At 35.1% G+C, this 17,875-nt stretch carries 20 protein-coding genes and 1 riboswitch; of the genes, 13 read left to right on the top strand and 7 right to left on the bottom strand.

The genetic code is table 11. The annotated features are described in order from the left end of the window. The first annotated feature begins 134 nt into the window (after positions 1–134). The 6 genes from GKP30_RS09460 to GKP30_RS09435 all read left to right on the top strand — a co-directional run bounded on the left by GKP30_RS09460 (position 135) and on the right by GKP30_RS09435 (position 4,562). On the top strand, positions 135–566 hold the full coding sequence (locus GKP30_RS09460; RefSeq protein WP_216829188.1) for a BrxA/BrxB family bacilliredoxin: 432 nt from the start codon (positions 135–137) through the stop codon (positions 564–566). Between the two features lie 13 nt (positions 567–579). After that, complete coding sequence (locus tag GKP30_RS09455; RefSeq protein WP_216829187.1) at positions 580–996, top strand: TlpA disulfide reductase family protein; 417 nt, start codon at positions 580–582, stop codon at positions 994–996. Positions 997–1,142: 146 nt separating this feature from the next. Further along, positions 1,143–2,273: a conserved virulence factor C family protein gene (locus GKP30_RS09450; protein WP_216829186.1), complete on the top strand. Its 1,131-nt coding sequence runs from the start codon at positions 1,143–1,145 to the stop codon at positions 2,271–2,273. 130 nt (positions 2,274–2,403) lie between these two features. Continuing rightward, on the top strand, positions 2,404–2,613 hold the full coding sequence (locus GKP30_RS09445) for a hypothetical protein (protein ID WP_216829185.1): 210 nt from the start codon (positions 2,404–2,406) through the stop codon (positions 2,611–2,613). After that, positions 2,594–3,112: a PH domain-containing protein gene (locus GKP30_RS09440; RefSeq protein WP_236034995.1), complete on the top strand. Its 519-nt coding sequence runs from the start codon at positions 2,594–2,596 to the stop codon at positions 3,110–3,112. Before GKP30_RS09445 ends, GKP30_RS09440 begins: the two co-directional genes overlap by 20 nt. Next, a complete protein-coding gene (locus GKP30_RS09435; protein ID WP_216829184.1) occupies positions 3,102–4,562 on the top strand; it encodes a PH domain-containing protein in 1,461 nt (486 codons plus the stop codon). The genes GKP30_RS09440 and GKP30_RS09435 overlap by 11 nt, the downstream gene beginning before the upstream one ends. Positions 4,563–4,791: 229 nt before the next feature. Here GKP30_RS09435 and GKP30_RS09430 read toward each other — a convergent pair whose 3' ends face one another. From GKP30_RS09430 to GKP30_RS09415, 4 genes are all read right to left on the bottom strand, one after another. Next, on the bottom strand, positions 4,792–5,802 hold the full coding sequence (locus tag GKP30_RS09430; protein WP_216829183.1) for a DUF2777 family protein: 1,011 nt from the start codon (positions 5,800–5,802) through the stop codon (positions 4,792–4,794). A gap of 248 nt (positions 5,803–6,050) precedes the next feature. Continuing rightward, positions 6,051–6,998 (bottom strand): MBL fold metallo-hydrolase, encoded by a 948-nt coding sequence (locus GKP30_RS09425; RefSeq protein WP_216829182.1) that lies wholly within the window; start codon positions 6,996–6,998, stop codon positions 6,051–6,053. 159 nt (positions 6,999–7,157) lie between these two features. Then, positions 7,158–8,072, bottom strand: a complete 915-nt coding sequence (locus tag GKP30_RS09420; RefSeq protein WP_216829181.1) for a hypothetical protein — start codon at positions 8,070–8,072, stop codon at positions 7,158–7,160. 38 nt (positions 8,073–8,110) lie between these two features. Next, complete coding sequence (locus GKP30_RS09415; RefSeq protein ID WP_216829180.1) at positions 8,111–9,124, bottom strand: toxic anion resistance protein; 1,014 nt, start codon at positions 9,122–9,124, stop codon at positions 8,111–8,113. Between the two features lie 129 nt (positions 9,125–9,253). On the opposite strand from GKP30_RS09415, the gene GKP30_RS09410 reads away from it, so the two are divergent. From GKP30_RS09410 to GKP30_RS09390, 5 genes are all read left to right on the top strand, one after another. Further along, complete coding sequence (locus tag GKP30_RS09410; RefSeq protein WP_216829179.1) at positions 9,254–10,021, top strand: NRDE family protein; 768 nt, start codon at positions 9,254–9,256, stop codon at positions 10,019–10,021. A 178-nt stretch (positions 10,022–10,199) separates the two neighbouring features. After that, positions 10,200–10,529, top strand: a complete 330-nt coding sequence (locus GKP30_RS09405) for a hypothetical protein (RefSeq protein WP_216829178.1) — start codon at positions 10,200–10,202, stop codon at positions 10,527–10,529. A gap of 70 nt (positions 10,530–10,599) precedes the next feature. Continuing rightward, entirely contained in the window at positions 10,600–10,782 is a 183-nt protein-coding gene (locus tag GKP30_RS09400) for a hypothetical protein (protein ID WP_216829177.1), read from the top strand. A 109-nt stretch (positions 10,783–10,891) separates the two neighbouring features. Next, positions 10,892–12,274, top strand: coding sequence for a hypothetical protein (locus GKP30_RS09395; RefSeq protein WP_216829176.1), 1,383 nt, complete (start codon positions 10,892–10,894; stop codon positions 12,272–12,274). A 14-nt stretch (positions 12,275–12,288) separates the two neighbouring features. Next, a complete protein-coding gene (locus tag GKP30_RS09390) occupies positions 12,289–13,236 on the top strand; it encodes a DMT family transporter (protein ID WP_236034994.1) in 948 nt (315 codons plus the stop codon). Between the two features lie 105 nt (positions 13,237–13,341). On the opposite strand, the gene dapA is transcribed toward GKP30_RS09390, so the two are convergent. Beyond that, positions 13,342–14,229 (bottom strand): 4-hydroxy-tetrahydrodipicolinate synthase, encoded by an 888-nt coding sequence (dapA, locus tag GKP30_RS09385; RefSeq protein ID WP_216829175.1) that lies wholly within the window; start codon positions 14,227–14,229, stop codon positions 13,342–13,344. 115 nt (positions 14,230–14,344) lie between these two features. Further along, a riboswitch (Lysine riboswitch) is annotated at positions 14,345–14,525 on the bottom strand. Between the two features lie 289 nt (positions 14,526–14,814). Between dapA and GKP30_RS09380 the strand changes: the two genes are divergently transcribed. Continuing rightward, entirely contained in the window at positions 14,815–15,408 is a 594-nt protein-coding gene (locus GKP30_RS09380; RefSeq protein WP_216829174.1) for a YhcN/YlaJ family sporulation lipoprotein, read from the top strand. 480 nt (positions 15,409–15,888) lie between these two features. Here the strand turns inward: GKP30_RS09380 and GKP30_RS09375 are convergent, their stop codons facing one another. After that, the gene (locus tag GKP30_RS09375; protein WP_216829173.1) at positions 15,889–16,050 is read right to left on the bottom strand and encodes an aspartyl-phosphate phosphatase Spo0E family protein; all 162 of its coding nucleotides are present in this window, start codon (positions 16,048–16,050) and stop codon (positions 15,889–15,891) included. 296 nt (positions 16,051–16,346) lie between these two features. On the opposite strand from GKP30_RS09375, the gene GKP30_RS09370 reads away from it, so the two are divergent. After that, on the top strand, positions 16,347–17,054 hold the full coding sequence (locus GKP30_RS09370; protein ID WP_216829172.1) for a YhcN/YlaJ family sporulation lipoprotein: 708 nt from the start codon (positions 16,347–16,349) through the stop codon (positions 17,052–17,054). Between the two features lie 66 nt (positions 17,055–17,120). Here the strand turns inward: GKP30_RS09370 and GKP30_RS09365 are convergent, their stop codons facing one another. Next, positions 17,121–17,684: a hypothetical protein gene (locus GKP30_RS09365; RefSeq protein WP_216829171.1), complete on the bottom strand. Its 564-nt coding sequence runs from the start codon at positions 17,682–17,684 to the stop codon at positions 17,121–17,123. Positions 17,685–17,875: the final 191 nt, after the last annotated feature.

Here is a 17,875-nt window from a genome sequence, read left to right as displayed (position 1 = left end):
TTAAATGTTTTCACTATAGTATGATTATTTTGTATGTAAATGATGGAATCGTTTAAAAAGTGCTTAAATAAAGTTTTAGGAAAAGAAACTATAGCTTTACTTTTTAACATTCAATTTTGGAAGGGGAAAGATATATGTCAATGTCTTATGAAGAATACATGCGTCAGGTTGTTCAACCTATGCGAGCTGAATTAACAAATGCGGGATTTACTGAGTTAACAACTGTAGAAGAAGTGGAAGATTTTATGGAAAAAGTGGAAGGCACAACTCTAGTGGTTATTAACTCTGTTTGTGGTTGTGCAGCTGGCCTAGCACGCCCTGCAGCTGTTGTATCGCAAAATAATGAGAAGAAACCAGACCATATCGTAACTGTTTTTGCAGGACAAGACCGTGAGGCAACTGCAAAAATGCGTGAGTATATTACAGGTTATGAACCTTCTTCACCGTCTATGGCTTTATTCAAAGGTAAAGAAATTGTACATTTCATTCCGAGAGAGCAAATTGAAGATCAGTCGGTTGAAAGTATTGTTGCTAATCTAACAACTGCTTATAACGCTCACTGTTAAAGCGTAAAATGACATGGATATTTCAAGTATTCAATTATTCGATTTTCAGAAACAACGTAAGATCTGTTTATCAGAATATAAAGGAAAACCATGTATGATTACGTTTTGGACGTCCTGGTGCCCAGACTCACAGAGAGACCTTATCCAAAAAAATCAACTATTTCAGACAATGAACAAGGGTGAATTAGGATTTGTTACGATCAATGCTGTAGGACGTGAAGGAAATGAGCAAGATGGCATTAATTATGTCGAACAAAATCAGTTTCAATTTCCTGTGTTATTAGACGAAGGTACAAAAATTTACGATCTTTTTCAATGTAAAGGTGTACCTACTACAATAATACTTGATGAGAAATTCGAATTAGTAGAGACATTTGATGATCGAGCAACATTCATTGAGATCATGAATGGACTTTCAAAAGTGCTGTAGGCTGTGTTAATAGAGGTTCTATTGACACGGCCTCTATTTATACTTAGAACAAACCTATAAATAGGATGCTGAAAAGCACATTTTTAGTACAGATCGAACTGATATGGTAGCATAATAATAAATATAGCCGTGAGAGGATGAGTGTCATGTATATAAAAACAATTGAACCAACTCCAAGTCCAAATACAATGAAATTAATACTTTCAGAGTCACTATCAGCAGGTAAGAGAAATAATTACACGAAGGAAAACGCTCAAGACGCACCCGAATTTATTCAACAGTTATTCACGGTTGAGGGAATAAAAGGAGTTTACCATGTAGCAGATTTTATTGCATTAGAAAGAAATGCAAAATTTGATTGGAAAGTTATCTTGCCAAAAGTGCGTGCAGTATTCGGTGAAACAGCTGAAAATACAAAAGAAGGGCATGTCATGCAGGACAATGAACAATCATTTGGAGAAGTTAGAGTTCAGCTTCAAATGTTTAAACAAATCCCTATGCAAGTGAAAGTAACAGATGGTGAACGTGAAGTGCGTGTAGGATTACCAGAGCGTTTTATGGCAGCCCTACAAAAAGTTCAGTCTGAAAACGATAATGTAGTACTCGAGCGAAAATGGGTTGAGCAAGATGTAAGGTACGGTGAATTAGAAGAAGTGGCTAATACAGTTGCAGAAGAAATTGAAGCAGCCTATTCTGAAGATAGAATTAATCAATTATTAAATGACCAAAATTCAGCGCAGCCAGTAGATAAACAACATCTGTATAAGAAGGCTACTTTGGAGATGTTAGATGATCCAGATTGGAAAAAACGTTATGAAGCGCTTGACCGTATGGATCCAACTGTAGAAGACCTTCCTGTTCTCTTAAAAGCATTGGAGGATGAAAAAGCTTCGATTCGTAGGCAGGCTACAGTATATTTAGGAATGCTTGAGGATGCTGGACTTCAATACTTATATAAGGCGTTAAAGGATAAATCAGTTACAGTTAGAAGAACAGCTGGGGATTGTTTATCTGACATTGGTAATAAAGAAGCGACTCAAGCCATGATAGAAGCGCTAAAAGATGAAAGTAAACTTGTTCGGTGGCGTGCTGCGATGTTCTTATATGAAGTTGGTGATGAGCAAGCATTACCAGCTTTGAAGGAAGCTAAAAATGATAATGAATTTGAAGTTAGTATGCAAATAAATATGGCTATTGAGAGAATTGAAAAAGGTGAGGAGGCTAAAGGATCCGTCTGGAAGCAAATGACTGAAGCGGTCTCTAAAAAAGAACAATAGTCATTTATATTTAAGTATCAAATAGTGCTGTAAAGCTCAGTTACTTGTACAAACTACTTATAAAAATAAATGAATTTATGGGGCATTCACGTTAAAATAAAAGCAGGATTGTTAATGGGAGGTTTGCTAAGTGACTAAAGAAGAGATAAATCAACTATTAAAAGAAAAAAAATTAGAAGATATTATTGAGTTAATTGAAGATGCTGAGGAAGGATACTTAGAAGAACTTGAGCTCGTAGAATCTTTAGGGTTAGTGCATGATGAAGAGCTCAATAGAAAAGTAATTGAATTACTTAAGACATTAGGTGTGAAAATTATTTATGTCACAGACGATGAGTAGTCACGAGTTTATGAGTACGCGTTCCACTCCGAGTAAATCTATCGCAAGAAAGGCGTTAACGGTTTGGAGAATTCGTGCAAGTATAGAATCACTATTTGTCGCTTTAATCCCAATTGGGTACGGTATTATGATGTTTTATTGGCCAATGCCACCGTGGGTGTTATATATACTCATTCTTGCATTTGTTATTTTTATTGTCGTCCATGTAATCGTTGCTCCGTATTTGCGTTGGAAAAGATTTAAATATGAGGTGTACGATGAGGAAGTTGAACTGCAATACGGTGTCATTATTGTGAGGAGAACCCTTATTCCAATGATTAGAGTTCAGCATGTTGATACTGAACAAGGACCGCTATTACGTAAGTTTGATTTAGCTGCTGTAACAATTTCAACAGCAGCCACAACCCATCGTATACCAGCGTTAACTACATCTATTGCAGATGAACTCCGAAATCAAATCGTTAAATTAGCTTCTGTGGCGGATGATGATGATGAATAATGAAAGCTATCGACTGCATTGGTCAGCAGTAATCATTTCTTTTTTTAGCTCATTAAAACATTTAATTGTTCCTATACTCTTCGGATTTATTTTTGGCACGACGAGAGATACAACGCTGTTTGGATCAATGTATTTTTATATTATCCTTTTCTTAATGGGTTTTTCACTTTTACATAGCACTTTATACTGGTTAACCTTTCGTTACGAATGGTTTGAGGGTGAACTACGAGTCAAAGAAGGCGTTTTTGTTAAGAAGAAAAGGTATATTCGTCTAGAGCGCGTTCAAAGTGTTGATTTAACCTCTGGGATAATACAACGATTATTTGCGTTGGTGAGTGTAAAAATTGAAACAGCTGGCGGTGGAAACGAACCTGAAGTACATTTAATTGCTGTCAGTAAAGAAGAAGGAAGGAACATTCGGAATTATCTCTTACAAAAGGAAAATACAGCAAACACCACTGACATGAGTTTACAGCTTGGTGAAACAGAAGAGATAGAAGTTGAAAAAGCTAATCGATGGTTTCTCACTAAAAAAGAGTTACTGATTGCATCAATGACTTCAAGTGGGATTGGTATCGTTCTTTCTGCTGTAATAGCGTTATTTCCACAAATCGAGCAATTTTTTTCCATAACGATATTTGATGAGTTTATAGAATATTTTACGGGTACATCTTTCGTAATTGTGTTCCTCTATAGCTTATTTATTGTAGCTATAGCTTGGTTAATCTCAATTGTCCTGACAGTAATCAAGTATGGTAATTTTTCTGTTGAAAAGGTTGGGAATGAGCTTACAATTACAAGGGGTGTACTTGAAAAAAGACAGCTCACTTTACAGACTGATCGAGTCACTGCTGTAAGAGTGGTTAGAAACATTTTCCGGCAACCATTTGGTTATAGTGCTGTATATGTTGAAAGTAAAGGTGGCGGTACAAATGAAGAGCAACGATCAACGGTATTGTTTCCCTTGATAAGACATCGAGATATTAACAAAGAACTGGATAATTTTTTGACAGGATATACAATAAATGATGTATTGGTCCGTGCCCCGAAACGTGCTTTTCTTCGCTTTCAGTTGAGAGTGCTACTATTACCGCTTTTAGTATTTGGTGTCATCATGTATTTGTTCCCAGCAGTAATTTACTTTGCAGGAGTTTTTGTTCTGCTTTCCATATTGGGATATCTCCAATACCGTGATGCTGCTATAGCATTAAATAATAATTTAGTAACGTTAACGTATCGTACATTATCAAAGAACATTATTTTAATTAGGAAAAATAAAGTTCAGAGTGGGGAGTTAGTATCTTCTCCTATTCAACGTTATAGGTCTTTAACGACGATTCAGTTATCTGTTCTGTCTAGCTTATTCGGCAAAACCTTTTCTGTAGTTGATCTCGATTATAAGACAGGACTTTCATTATTAGCTTGGTTATCACATAGTAAAAAGGAGTGATCTTTGATCACTCCTTTCTTTTTACTATTATATCTAGTTTCCTCCAGAGAGCTACGTCGCTTGACGACCGCTTCCGCTTTTCATTGTCTAGCTGCAGCGGTCAGCGCCTAGTGGACTTCGCTCCCCTCCTTACGATAAGTCAACATCGGCTCTGTTGATCGCCGTGTTTCCTTTATCTCATACGGAGGAGCTCCAGTCCTTACATCGCTTAACGACCGCTTCAGCTTTTCTACTTCCCTGATGTAAATGAGTTTGTATAGGTTACGATTGAACGTAGTCCAGTGGAAGAGGTTAATTCAAAACGATCGTAAACTGTATCTAGACCTACATTTAAGACACGTTCATAGTGATGTTGAATGATAATCATCTCGTTATCGTTTTTGTACGTAATGAAATTTGTACCAATAAACTCTTTTTGTTCTGATGAAAACAATAATTGCCCAACTAATGAGTTATGGCAGTTTATGACCTGTTTATGAGATAAGTTATTTGTCTTCAAAAAGTGTTCAAATGACTGCAGCGCAGGTTTATCGAGTTCATTTAATAATAATTCGTAAGGCTCTAGGTGTTTTTTGTTTAAACGTAGAACTTTATCTGCTTTTAGTTTATATTTTTTTCCAGATATAGCTTGAAATACCCAATTTGAATAATAAGAACCTTTTACCCATCCACGGCTAGTTCTTAATTCAAATTCAAACGGACAACCATCTAATGGAACTTCCTTTTTATGAATTTCTTCGACTAGAACAGGATTGTTATTTCTATTTTCAAGTGTATAGTATAAATATTCTTTATCATTTTCAATTGTATCGATTACTGTTAAATCCTTAAGGATCGTTGCAGCGCGTGAAGGTGCTACATCGTGTAGGTAATCAGATAATGCATCATATATTTTGGAGTGCTCTTTCTGTTGCTTAGAATGATAGTTTAGTTCATTAATGATTGCTAGCTCTAGCCCTTCATTGTAGGTTAGACCAGCAGCATCGGATTCGTATGATGCTATTTTAGTTCCTGTTACTTCAATTATTTCCTCTGCAGAATAAAGAGGTAATCCAAGTTCTACACCGTTTTCAAAGGTAGGTTTTGGTAGAGCTGCGACAGAGACGATCTTAACTAACCCTCGCCACGGTTTTCTAGGTGCTGTAATAACTTCTTCGAGTGTTCCAATATATTGTCCTTGTTCGTTCTCATTTATAATAACTAGTTTTCCTACTAGACTTTCTGCCTTTTTTCGGTCCATGATTACCCTCGCTTTATGAATATGATATGTTCATAGAAAAGTGGAATGATACATCTTAATTTTATCTGATAAATAGGGTTCTGTAAATTTCGTTTGTAAAACTCTCTTAGAAAAATAGGCTTGTAATTTTGCTATTTTTGTATACTTTGTTGTTATTAGAATAGTTATTTTCACGCTGGCTCTTAAATCTAGTGGTAAACTAAATAGTGTAATAAAAAAAGGCCGACACAGTTGTCAGCCTTCATATATTAGCGTTTCTTCTTATTTAGGTAGTCGACAATACCCATCGCGCAAACAGAGGTATCGAGTTTAATAAACTCAAAAACAGGGTGCGTATCCGGAATATCTGATCCTCGTAAATCTTCTCTTACTGCTAATACTAGTTGTTCTGCAATCCAGTGATGGTCTTTACCTGTTTCTTCAGCTTTTTTTCCAACTTCTACAAATAAAGGTAACCATGTTTTAATTTGTTTGTACACTTCCTCTACATCTCGACTAACGTTGAAATGTCCAAAATACACACAATCCACATTTAAAGCATGAATTCGCTCAAGAGAGGCTAGCATCGCATCTGGCTTAAATTGGTTTGGTGATGTTGATGGGAGGTATAATTGTATACCTGTATCTTCAAGTACTTGGTTATAGTTGACACCGATGGTATCTCCAGTAAAAATACCGTTACTAACTGGATCATAAATACTAAAATGATGATCACTATGTCCAGGGGTGTCATAGAAAGTTAACTCACATGTTTCACTTAGTGCTAATGTTTCTAAATCTTCTTTTATAATTATTTTTTCTTCAGAAATTGGTAGAATCGGATCAAAGAATTTTTCGAAGTCATCGCCGTAAACGGCTTTAGCTCCTAATATTAACCTTGATGGATCAATTAAGTGACGTGCGCCTTTAGGATGAACAACTACTTTGGCATTCGTACAGTCATTTAAAAGTAATCCTGCACCACCAGAGTGGTCTAAATGAATGTGAGTAACAATTATGTAGGAAATGTCCTTAGGGTCAATATTAAGTTCCTGTAGTCCGTTTAAGATATGAGGAACAGAAAGGCTTGGTCCCGTTTCTACAATGGTAATTTTTTCATCTTGGATCACGTATGTACCTGTACGGTAAGGTAAGCCAAGGTCAAATCCATCAATGAGATGAATTCGATTTCCTAAATCAAATATTTTCTTTGTCATAGTATCCTCCTTTATCAAACCTTCCCCAATTTGAAAACCCTTACAACTGAGTTTATAAGAAGGAGTGCTTTATGTAAAGCAGTTTGTCTGTATTTGGGATTAATATTTATAAAATTCAAATGATTAGATAAAAAGGGGGACTTCAAAAAGTCCTCCCGTTTAGTATTCTTGCTTTTCGTTTGTATATCTTAAATGATTGAGCTTTAGTAAATGCTCCATTCGGGCAACGCGTGCTTTTTCTAAGTCTTCTTTTAAACGAATGAGGGTTAACTCCATCTTAGATAACGTAACGAATACATTTTCTCGCTGTTCCTTTTTATTCACAGGTGATAATGAAAGGTAGGTATGGACTAAGTTAGGTATGTCTTCGTTCAACATTCGTTTTATCATATGTCTTTCTTCAATTTCCAGTAAATTAAAGTCAGGTAGTAATGTTTCAGTATGAACAATAATTTGTTCTAAACGCTTTTCAATTAAGGGGTCTATATGAAGCTTTCGAGTATGACTAATTAATCGATTCGTTTCTATGACCAAACTTTTGACTTGATCATTACTTTTTAGTTGATTTGTTTGTGGTGTAAAATGGACTTCATTATCATCATTTTGAATAAGTTGTCCGAGTAGGGCATCATCCAACTTATCGATTTTGTAAAATAAGTTTTGTGTGTATGGTGATTTTTTAACACTTCGCACGTAAGTTTTTTTATTCTGCGTATAATGGATAGAGGCTTCTTTACACTTTCCTACGCCCTGCTCTGCTTTAAAGTATTTTCGGTAACATTGAATATAAATGCGTTTTTTATATTTTGACTTGGAGTAATAAGTATCTAAGATCATCAGAATAATTACTTTCTTTTTTATTTTTACAGTGATCACGTATTCATGATGCTTCTTTTTTACCGTCCGATTTTTGCTATATTTACCCGATTGTTTAATCACATGTTCTAATATCCGTTCTGCTTCTTGTATAGTTTGTAGTGTTGCTTGTTCTGATAAAATTTCATCTTGGACGGGACGAAGTCGATCAGGTAAAATACTTTCTATCCAAGGAATTTCTAGTAAACGACTTAACATCGCTTTCGCTCCTTTAAATGGCCATAAAGAATGAGTATTTACTGAAGTAATTTTGTTTTCATTTGATCGTTCAACTCATCCATTTCTTCGATAAACCGTTTCCCACTGGCAATGATCCGTTCATTAGACTGCTCTGTTAGTTGAATAGCAGAAAATACATCTTCATAGGCCTTTTTGAATGATTCAAGTGCAATTGCAGGCTCTTCTAGTGTTTTTAATGTTTGTTCAGTATTTTCTTTCAGCATTTGTGCATTTGTAAGTAGCATCGACTCTGTAGCCTGATTGACATTTTGAACCGCTTTTATCACTTTTTGTTGATTACCTAAAGCTAGTTGGATTGAAGCTGTTACTGTTATGATGTTTTTCGTCATCGTTATTGCGTTAAATATAGCTTCTTCAAGTTTATCGTTATTCTCGATAATCAAATCAATGGAAGCAACGGATTGTTGTAGAACCATAATTGCTTGTGACATATTTTTAATACGTGAAATGACTTTTTGCTGTCCTTTTTGGAGAGCAGTAGGGTTATCTTTCCACTCTTCAGTTGTCATTTCCGCTTCTAGCATTTCATTAAGCTGCTTACCAATCTCAATTTGCTCATTTAAGTTAGTAATTCGTTTCCTTGCAACAACCTTTAATTCTTTAAGCATGAGGGAGTCTTCTTGGAGCTTATCTTTACCGTGAAGCAGTCCCTCAATTATCGCTTCAATTTGAGCTTCAACCGTCTGATATTTTTTAGCATATTGCTCGATTGGACTACGACGTAAGATTTTATTCATAAACTTTTTTAGTTGTCCATCTTTTAAATAGTCAGGCTCAAGTTCACCAACGACCTCTTTTAATTGATGAAGTTTAGCAGGTAGGTCGTTATTTGGTTGTGAAAGCATTTCTTTAACAGGTCGTTTTAATGCTTCAAGCGATTCACCAGCTTCTTTTTGCGCAGCTTCACCTAGTCCGCCAATTTTATGTAAGACTTTATCAACGTTTTGCTCTTCTTTAAACATTTCAAGAAGTTCTTTTGAATACGTTTCTTTAGTGTCTTTTTCAGTCATATTTACGCTCCTCTTCCATTCATATTAGTATTTATTAGTATTTACGATTTGAGAAGAATAAAGTTTCATACTATACTATGTCTAAAAATTATATCAATTTTTTACCTTTATCTACAAGGAGGGTGCCATATGTGTTTAATTAATTTTGCTTATAAATATCATCCGCAATATGATTTCATTTTAGCTGCAAACCGCGATGAGTTTTTTGAAAGACCAACTGCAAAAGCAGATTATTGGGAAGATGTTCCTGGACTTATTGCAGGAAAAGACCTAGAACAAGGCGGAACATGGTTAGGAATTACGAAAGAAGGACAAATTGCTGCGCTAACGAATTATCGAGAAGTAAGAAAAAAGAAAAATGAAAAATCCAGGGGAGAACTTGTCCTTGATTACTTAAAAAATCCTGACTCACCGACCAATTACCTAACTAAAGTAAGAGAGCTTAGCCACGACTATTTAGGATTTAATCTATTATGTGGTACGGTCAATGAACTATATTATTTTTCTAACCGTCAAAAAAGGATTGAACAACTTACCCCTGGAATTCACAGTGTTAGTAATGCTTTTTTAAATACGTCTTGGCCGAAAGTTGAACGTGGTAAAACATTAGTTGAGAAAGCATTGCAGAATGAGAGTAATGACCTTGTAGAGTATTTATTAGATGGTCTTACTAATGATGAAAAGGCCGAAGAAAAGTTATTACCTCAAACCGGTGTGGGCATAGAATTGGAAAAACAACTATCCCCGATGTTCATAAAAATGGGTAACTACGGTACTAGATGTTCAACTGTTATAACGATTAGTAAATCAAAGGAAGTAACTTTTTGTGAACGAACATATTTACAGGGACAAGAGACATATGAGGATCAGAGATTTCAATTTTATATAGGTGAGTAGAGTGTGGAGAAATGGTCCAATTGGATTGTAAGAAACAATTGAGAATAGGATTGAATGTATTTATATATAAATTAGTACAGTAAAACAGTCAAAGAAACGTCTAAACTTAACCTCCTAGAGAGCATATACCTATGTTACTATGAGACTGCTAAATCAAAGTGGGTTGGGGGAAAACACTATGAAAAAACAACGTTTAATACTTGTTCTAGCGACTCTGTCATTTGGAGTCGTTTGGAGTGTTGTTATTATGCAAATTATATCAGCGCAGGAACGCGTATTAACGGGGAGGATAATTTCTAATCTTGAGAGAACGACAATAGAAAAGCAAAATGTCGAAAATATTTTATGGATTAAAGACTGGGATACTCATGTTGTAAAGAATGCACAGATAACAAACCAATTAAAAGAAATAGAAAAAAGGGATTTAAGAGCTATAAGTTTTCGTGATATTGATACCACAGATGGGGTTCCTATCGATATCATATTAAAGAGACTTGACCTTGAATAATTCTTATTTCGTTACAAAAGCCAGATTATTTGTTAAAATAGATTAGAAGAAATGATAGGAGATTGTAAATATGGATCCAGCAATGATGATTGTTTTTTTAGGAATTGGTTTTTTTCTATTAACTGGACTGTTTGGTGGTCTAGGGTTCTTCTTTACTATGAAAGCCAATAAGCGATTAGCTGTGATTTTTTTCGCAATCGGATTTTCGTGTATAGCAATTTTTATAATTTCATTGTTTACATTTTTAAAATAGGTTGAAGTTTAAGCTGCTTATGCAGCTTTTTTCAGTTGTAGAGACAATACTTTAAAAATTCGGGCTGTGTGAAGTATTTAAGATGAACTATAAAAGGTTGGAGTAATATATGGGTATCAAGTGGAATACAATTATAGGATCGGCCTGTTTTTTAACGGTCGCCTTATATTTAATATCAGTTTTTTATCCTATTTGGCTTTTAAAAGTAGCTTATAGTTTATTAGCAGCGATTTTGTTATTCTCTGCGTTACCTTTTGTTAGAAAGACCAGTATTATAATTACTATTCCCTTATTAGTGATTGGATTAGTCATATTTTTTCAAGCTGAAGCTGATGCTACTTCTTTCTTATTAGCGTTTGGGTATAACATTAATCTGTTGTCACTCTTTTTATTGGTCCCGTTAATTGGTGTCTTTTTATCGTTAGCTGGATTTTTAACAACATTAAAAGTTCATATTGAACAACTGGAAATGGAAGATAATAATAAATCCCATCCGTATCGTTTAGGATTTTTGTTAACAGCGACGATGGGGGCAGTACTTAATTTAGGCTCGATGGTTCTTGTACATCGAATTATTGAAGGAAGCATGGCTAACTTTTTTAGGAAGAAGATGGTTATGGTTTTACTACGAGCTTTTGGTTTTTGTATGTTTTGGTCACCCTATTTTGTAAATGTGGGGCTCGTGTTAGTGCTGTTCGATGTCTCATGGAGTTCTATCGGGCTATATGGTCTAATCATTGGAATGGTTTATGTTTTAATTTCACTTTTTTATTTTCCAAAATTGAATTTTGCAACTGACGAAATACATCTTCAACCAAAAGAGTTAAAGAAAGAAGTTGAACAGCATCTACCGCCACTTCGTATATTGTTTATATTCGGTGCAGGATTATTTTTATGTTCGTTTATTTTAGAAACTCTACTGCCAGTTAATATGTTATCAGTAGTGTCTTTATTAGGTTTCTTTTATCCACTAGTATGGGCGATTGTGTCTAAACAATTTAGAGAGTATACACGCGAATTTTTTGCTTATGTTAATCAATGTTTTACTAGGTTAAAAAATGAAATTGTTATATTTATTAGTGCAGGTTTTTTTGGTGCAGCTCTTTCGCTAACTGAAATTGGCACGCAGGTTTCACAGACGATATTAACCATTTCACAAGGGTATATCTATGTGATGACTTTAATCGTAATCAGTTTTGCGATCATTTTATCCATTTTCGGCATTCATCCTGTTGTAATTGTGATTGGTATAGGTAGCGCTTTGTCTCCACAGCTTTTTTTGGTTAGTTCAGAATTCATGGCTATTCTTTTGTTAATTGCATGGACATTGGCAACACAAGTCTCACCATTTTCTGGTTCAGTTCTAATGGCTTCGGGTTTGATGAATTTCTCTTCAATAGAAATCGCTAAGAAGAACAGCCAATTTGTTCTGGTTTGTATGTTTGTATTGGCATTCTTCCTCTATCTGTTTCATTGGCTAAAGCTTATTTAAAAGGGGTGAGTATCTTGAGTAACGAAAGTTCGAATGTTTTTACATATATTTTACTTGTGATGGTTATGGTTATTTGGGGAATGAATGTCGTATTTATTAAGATGTTGGTCCAAGTATTTCCAGCAATTACAATGACTTCATTTCGTGTATTTTTAGCTGGCGTCGTAGCTATTACAGTTTGTGTTCTTATTAAGCAATTAAGAAAATTTTCTAAGGTAGAGTGGAAATACATCTTAATAGCGACAATTTTCGGTGTGACTGGGCACCACTTTTTCCTAGCTTGGGGATTAACAATGACAACAGCATCTAATGCGGCATTAATATTGGCATTATTACCTCTGACAACGTCAATCTTGGCTTCTTTCATGTTAAAGGATCGGTTAACGAAGTTGAGAGTTACTGGCATTGTGTTTGCTTTCTTTGGTGTCGCATCAATCATTTTACAAAGTGGTGAAAGTCTTACGACGATGAACTCTGGAGATATATCAATTTTTATTGCAATGTTTGTTCAAGCTGTATCCTTTATATATATTAAAAAAGGGACAAATACGATTGATTCAAGAGTAATGACAGCTGTTATGTTAGTTGTTGGATCTAGCTTCTTATTTGTTATAAGTTTGTACATAGAACCAACAGGGACGCAACAGATGTTAGCGCAAGCTGGATGGATATGGGGAATCTTTTTAGTATCTTCAATAGTTGCGACAGCTTTAGGACATTTTTTATTTAATGCAGCGATACATCGGCTAGGAGCAGGGCAGACTGCAGTCTTTAATAATTTTGTACCTTTTTTCGGATTAGTTTTTTCAGCGCTATGGTTAGGTGAACAAATTACGTTATTACAATTAACAGGGTTTGTTTTTATAGTGATGGGTGTTTTATTAGGGACAGGTTTTATTGATGAGTATGTCACAAGGAGAGTATTAAAAAAAAGAGATGTTCAAAAGGTAAGGGTAGGTTAAAAAAGGACCCCGAGCGAAGTTATTTGCTCGGGGTCCTTTTGAATAAGAATAAACGAAAGGATTAATCTTATTATTTTTGTTGGTTTTTAAGATTACAGTTTTAAATTAACCTACGTTGTAAGATATTTGTGGGAAGATCGTTGATCGTAGTTGTTGTTCTTCTTCATCAGTTAAAGGAACGAGAGGAAGTCGAACTGAACCAACAGTTATACCTTTTATATTTAGTGCTGCTTTAACTGGTGATGGACTTGGTGCTGTAAATAAAGCTTTCATAATTGGTAATAATGCTCGATGTTGTTCTGCAGCTTCGTAAACATTACCTTTTAAGAAGCTTGTAACCATACTTTGCATTTCGTTACCAATAATGTGGGAAGATACTGAAACGATACCTGTGCCACCAATTGATAAGATCGGTAATGTTAGACTGTCATCACCGCTGTACAGGCTGAAATTACTATCTGTTTCATTAATAATCTTTGCCATCGCTTCTAAGTCACCACTAGCTTCTTTTGTCGCAACTATATTAGGGATAAGAGATAAACGCACAGTCGTTTCTGCTGAAATATTAACTGCACTTCGTCCAGGAATATTATAGATCATGACTGGCAATTTAGTTTGTTCAGCAATCGCTTTAAAATGTTGATAGAGACCTTCTTGAGAAGGTTTATTATAGTATGGTGCAACGAGCATAATGCCATCGACGCCTATTTCTTCAGCTTGTTTAGTTAATTCAATAGATGCAGCTGTATTGTTTGAGCCTGTTCCAGCAATAACTGGTACTCGACCTTCTACCACATCAACTACTTGTTTAAATAAAGATAATTTTTCTTCTGAAGATAAAGTAGGTGACTCACCTGTAGTTCCAGCTACGACAAGTCCGTCAGAACCATTGGCGATCAGGTGGTTTACTAATTGTTCTGTTGCTTGAAGGTCAATATTACCATATACGTCGAATGGTGTAACCATTGCTGTTAAAACTTTTCCAAAATTCATTACGATTTCCCCCTTAGAACGATTCGATAGCAAAATTTCTTATAACAATAAAAAGCAACAATGAGAAGAGCTGCTCATTGTTGCTAGGAATGACAATTAGATGACATTTTTCCTTGCGTAAGATAGCCCTCCATATAGTATATACTATATGACAGTTCTGCACTTATTCAATACAGAACCAGCCTTTGGTTTATATGAGAACCGTAGACTTCGGCAAATCCCCCTTTCAACAATGTTCAATGGAGCTCACCCTCCTCCCATTGTTTACTTATGGTCTTTGCACCTCTATCCTCACTCATTGTGAAGAAAAGAATATTCATTTGTTGTGTCTACCTTAACAAATTGTTGTATTGTTTGCAATGGTTATAAGGAAAATTATTATGGAAAACTATAATTTATTTCCATTAGCTAAGTACATAAGGTTTACGTATCGATGATTTATTACAACGTATAAATGTGTGCTCGACCTAGAGGAAGCGCAAGGCCACAAGTAAATGTCAGTTTCTGCTTTACTAATTTCCTATAGTTTACAGGGTTATTATATTGATGAAAATTAAACGATAATAAAAGAAAGGGGAGTGTACCGTGAAAAAAGTATGTTTCTGCTTTTTATCGTTAACCATTTTAATTATTTTATCAACAGCCTGTGGCACTGGGGCAGGAGTTCAACAAAATGAACAAAGAATTCATCAAGAACAACAAGTACCTGAATTAGATCCAGAAATGGCAATTGATGGTAGGACGCCGTTGGTGAGTAGACAACTTATTACCTCGAGAAGAAATACAGGGCATGGAACAAATACTAGAACAGATAATGCAGATTACATTGAATACATTAATGGGAATAGACCATTAACTAGACAGTTATTACAATTAGAGGATGTTGATGATGCAGAGGTTTATATACAGGGGAGAGTAGTTTTAGTGGGAGTTTACACAACTGAAGAGTGGGACGATAAAATTGAAAAAAACGTAAAAGAAACTGTGCATTCTGCTATTGCTAATGATGCAGAAGTGAGAGTAATTAACGATGATAAATCATTTAAGGAATTCCAAAAACAGCTTTATTCTTTAAGAGAAGGAGCTCCTTACGAAGAAGGGGTCGATGCTGATAATTTCATGCGTGATCTTGGAAGAATATTACAACGCCCATTTGAAAGAGGAAGAGTAATTAACTAAGCGCCATTAGGTGTCAGAACTTGCCAAATACCAATAGATATGTAAGCTATCTATTGTATTTGGAGGGGCTGGCACTTTTTTTCTTCACGCTCTACAAAGGAGCTTGATCTTTTGTATTTTATGTCATAGTAGTCCAAATTGGTCACCATAGAGGGGGAGGTATTTCAAGCCAAATTATTTATTTGGTCTCTCTAAGGACTAGGTAAAGAAGGAAGAATTTCAGTACTTGAAGCAAGAGTATTTTTTAACTTACGTTGTTTTGAATGGTCTATAGTTAAAACACCTTACACTTTGACGTAGAAGAAGAATGACTTTTGACCAAGGGTATTTTTAAGGCTGTTACGCTTTTGGCTCTACACATCTTTTTGTGAAGAGCCAAATTATGAAAACACATTTAAGCAAAAGTGTTTTAGTCATTCAAATTAAACTAAAGGAACCTTTATTAAAACAATAGTAGTCGCGTGACGACAAGAAATAGGATTACCTTGCAATCTTTACTTGCATACAGGTAGTTTCTTGTGCTAAGTTCAATAGCTTGTCCAATTCTTGACTACACTTTACAGTAATTTCCGAAGTATAGCCATACTTCTCAGCTAGTAAGATCATCTGACTTCTTTTCCGTTCAATCGCATATAATAACATTTCTTCCACTCCGTTTTTTATCAAATATTAATTTGTGTAAATGTTTTATGTTTTACTGACTACTATGTGGGAAAGTTAATTTATTTTACACACAACGACAATTATACGTATTTTTTGTGATATTTAAATACATTCCCTAAAAGTAGTCATGAACTTTAAAAATAAGAAACGAATCGACAAGATGTGAGTGTTTTTACTTAACTTTTTTCTTTTCATCCATACAATTTCCGATAACTTCTTCTCATGAAATCTTCAAATTGTACACAAGTTATAAGTAATCAGAAAGGAGAATTATGATGAAAAAACTCACCTCGGTTATCGTCATGCTTATGTTAATGATTACGATGTTCTCCGGATGTGGCGTTGTAGAGCAAAAACAACCAATGGGGGCAAACAACTTTAGAGATGAAGGGTTTAGTGGTTTTGGAACAAATCGCGCTAGAAATCATGAAGGACCGCTTAGCGATATGATGATTCCTGATGGTGTACCTAAGGGACGCGCAGATCGTGCACAGCCAATTGCTAATAACAACATGTACTATACGAGTGAACGAAATCTAGGGTTTAAGACACAGGGTACAAATCGAAGTGGAGCAAGAATTTATAATAACATCCCTAACACTATTAGGGGAAAATATGTCCTAGGAGACCGTCCACATTTGAGACATAAGCAAACGAATGATAACAATCATCAAGCCTTAACTAAAGATGAATCCATTCGACAAACATTGCTTGCAATTGAAAATATTAATGAAGTTTATGTCCTTCCACATGATGGAATGTTCTTAATAGGTATAGAATCACCCGAACAAAATCGACCAAAGTTAATTCAAGAAGTTGAAGAAGAATTAGCAGATATGGTTGATTTGGAGAAAGTACGTATTGCAACCGATCGAAGAAATGTTAATCGAATTCGTGCCATGTTAGATGGTAATGATATCGCTGAACCATTCCAAGGAATTGGTGGACAACTCTCTGAAGTAAGAAAGAACATTTTTCGTTAATAAATGGTGCCAGGCACCTTCACCTATTTACCGTAATGAAGGTGCCTGGCACCAGTCCTATTGTTTTTATTTGATGCCTTCTTCTTCGAGTACACCTTTATATTCACGTTCCATGGATTTAACTGCAATGATGGTATTTTCGTAATATAGACGAGCTCTTCTGAAGTCAATTTCGTCTTCTAGGTCCATATCATCTAGGCTTTGCATTAGTGAATCTAATTCAACGAGCGTACTAGTATGAGCTATAAAAAGGTTTTCAAACACTGGTGGCGTATTTAAACTAAGTATATATTCACTCCAGTCTTGCGCCTTTTGTACGTGTTCTCTAGCCTCGTGTGTATCCTTTTCTGTTGGGCGCTCAGTATAAAAAAGACTATTTAATGGCTCTAGATGAGCATACAGTTGATTTAAATAAAAACCAAATTCTGAAGCATATGAAACAGCATCCTGGCTTATATCACGTCTTGTTTTATTTTGGTCTTTATTGGAAGGGTGAAGGGGTTCAATTCCATCTGTCGTTTGCATATGTTGTTTTTCAATGCTTTGAGTAATATCTTCTGGGCGATCTTGGCAGCCTAAAAACGTTAGCATAGTAATGGTAAGGATACTTAAAATGGCAAATTTGTACATAAGTTATAGATCTCCTTTGCAATAAATAATCTTACATTGAAAAAATCAACCAATAATGAATGTCATTTTCTTCTTCGGTTATTATCCTTTTTCCAGTACAATTTTATACATAAGTAATTAAAGAATTTAGTTTAAAGCTTTAAGAGATTTTTTACTGTGATTTAATGTGTTTACTATTTACTTATATTAAT

This window comes from Alkalihalobacterium elongatum, assembly GCF_019024285.1.
GTDB classification, from domain to species: domain Bacteria; phylum Bacillota; class Bacilli; order Bacillales; family Bacillaceae_F; genus Alkalihalobacterium; species Alkalihalobacterium elongatum.
Note: the sequence above shows the minus strand (reverse complement) of the source record. Positions and strands in the feature narration are given on the sequence as shown.

Coding starts and splice junctions, on each gene's coding strand:
- GKP30_RS09430 (WP_216829183.1), bottom strand. CDS start 5,802: ATGGACCGAAAAAAGGCAGAAAGTCTAGTAGGAAAACTAGTTATTATA.
- GKP30_RS09405 (WP_216829178.1), top strand. CDS start 10,200: ATGAAAAAACAACGTTTAATACTTGTTCTAGCGACTCTGTCATTTGGA.
- GKP30_RS09400 (WP_216829177.1), top strand. CDS start 10,600: ATGGATCCAGCAATGATGATTGTTTTTTTAGGAATTGGTTTTTTTCTA.
- GKP30_RS09415 (WP_216829180.1), bottom strand. CDS start 9,124: ATGACTGAAAAAGACACTAAAGAAACGTATTCAAAAGAACTTCTTGAA.
- dapA (WP_216829175.1), bottom strand. CDS start 14,229: ATGAATTTTGGAAAAGTTTTAACAGCAATGGTTACACCATTCGACGTA.
- GKP30_RS09450 (WP_216829186.1), top strand. CDS start 1,143: ATGTATATAAAAACAATTGAACCAACTCCAAGTCCAAATACAATGAAA.
- GKP30_RS09410 (WP_216829179.1), top strand. CDS start 9,254: ATGTGTTTAATTAATTTTGCTTATAAATATCATCCGCAATATGATTTC.
- GKP30_RS09370 (WP_216829172.1), top strand. CDS start 16,347: ATGAAAAAACTCACCTCGGTTATCGTCATGCTTATGTTAATGATTACG.
- GKP30_RS09395 (WP_216829176.1), top strand. CDS start 10,892: ATGGGTATCAAGTGGAATACAATTATAGGATCGGCCTGTTTTTTAACG.
- GKP30_RS09425 (WP_216829182.1), bottom strand. CDS start 6,998: ATGACAAAGAAAATATTTGATTTAGGAAATCGAATTCATCTCATTGAT.
- GKP30_RS09455 (WP_216829187.1), top strand. CDS start 580: ATGGATATTTCAAGTATTCAATTATTCGATTTTCAGAAACAACGTAAG.
- GKP30_RS09375 (WP_216829173.1), bottom strand. CDS start 16,050: ATGTTATTATATGCGATTGAACGGAAAAGAAGTCAGATGATCTTACTA.
- GKP30_RS09365 (WP_216829171.1), bottom strand. CDS start 17,684: ATGTACAAATTTGCCATTTTAAGTATCCTTACCATTACTATGCTAACG.
- GKP30_RS09460 (WP_216829188.1), top strand. CDS start 135: ATGTCAATGTCTTATGAAGAATACATGCGTCAGGTTGTTCAACCTATG.
- GKP30_RS09420 (WP_216829181.1), bottom strand. CDS start 8,072: ATGTTAAGTCGTTTACTAGAAATTCCTTGGATAGAAAGTATTTTACCT.
- GKP30_RS09435 (WP_216829184.1), top strand. CDS start 3,102: ATGATGAATAATGAAAGCTATCGACTGCATTGGTCAGCAGTAATCATT.
- GKP30_RS09440 (WP_236034995.1), top strand. CDS start 2,594: ATGTCACAGACGATGAGTAGTCACGAGTTTATGAGTACGCGTTCCACT.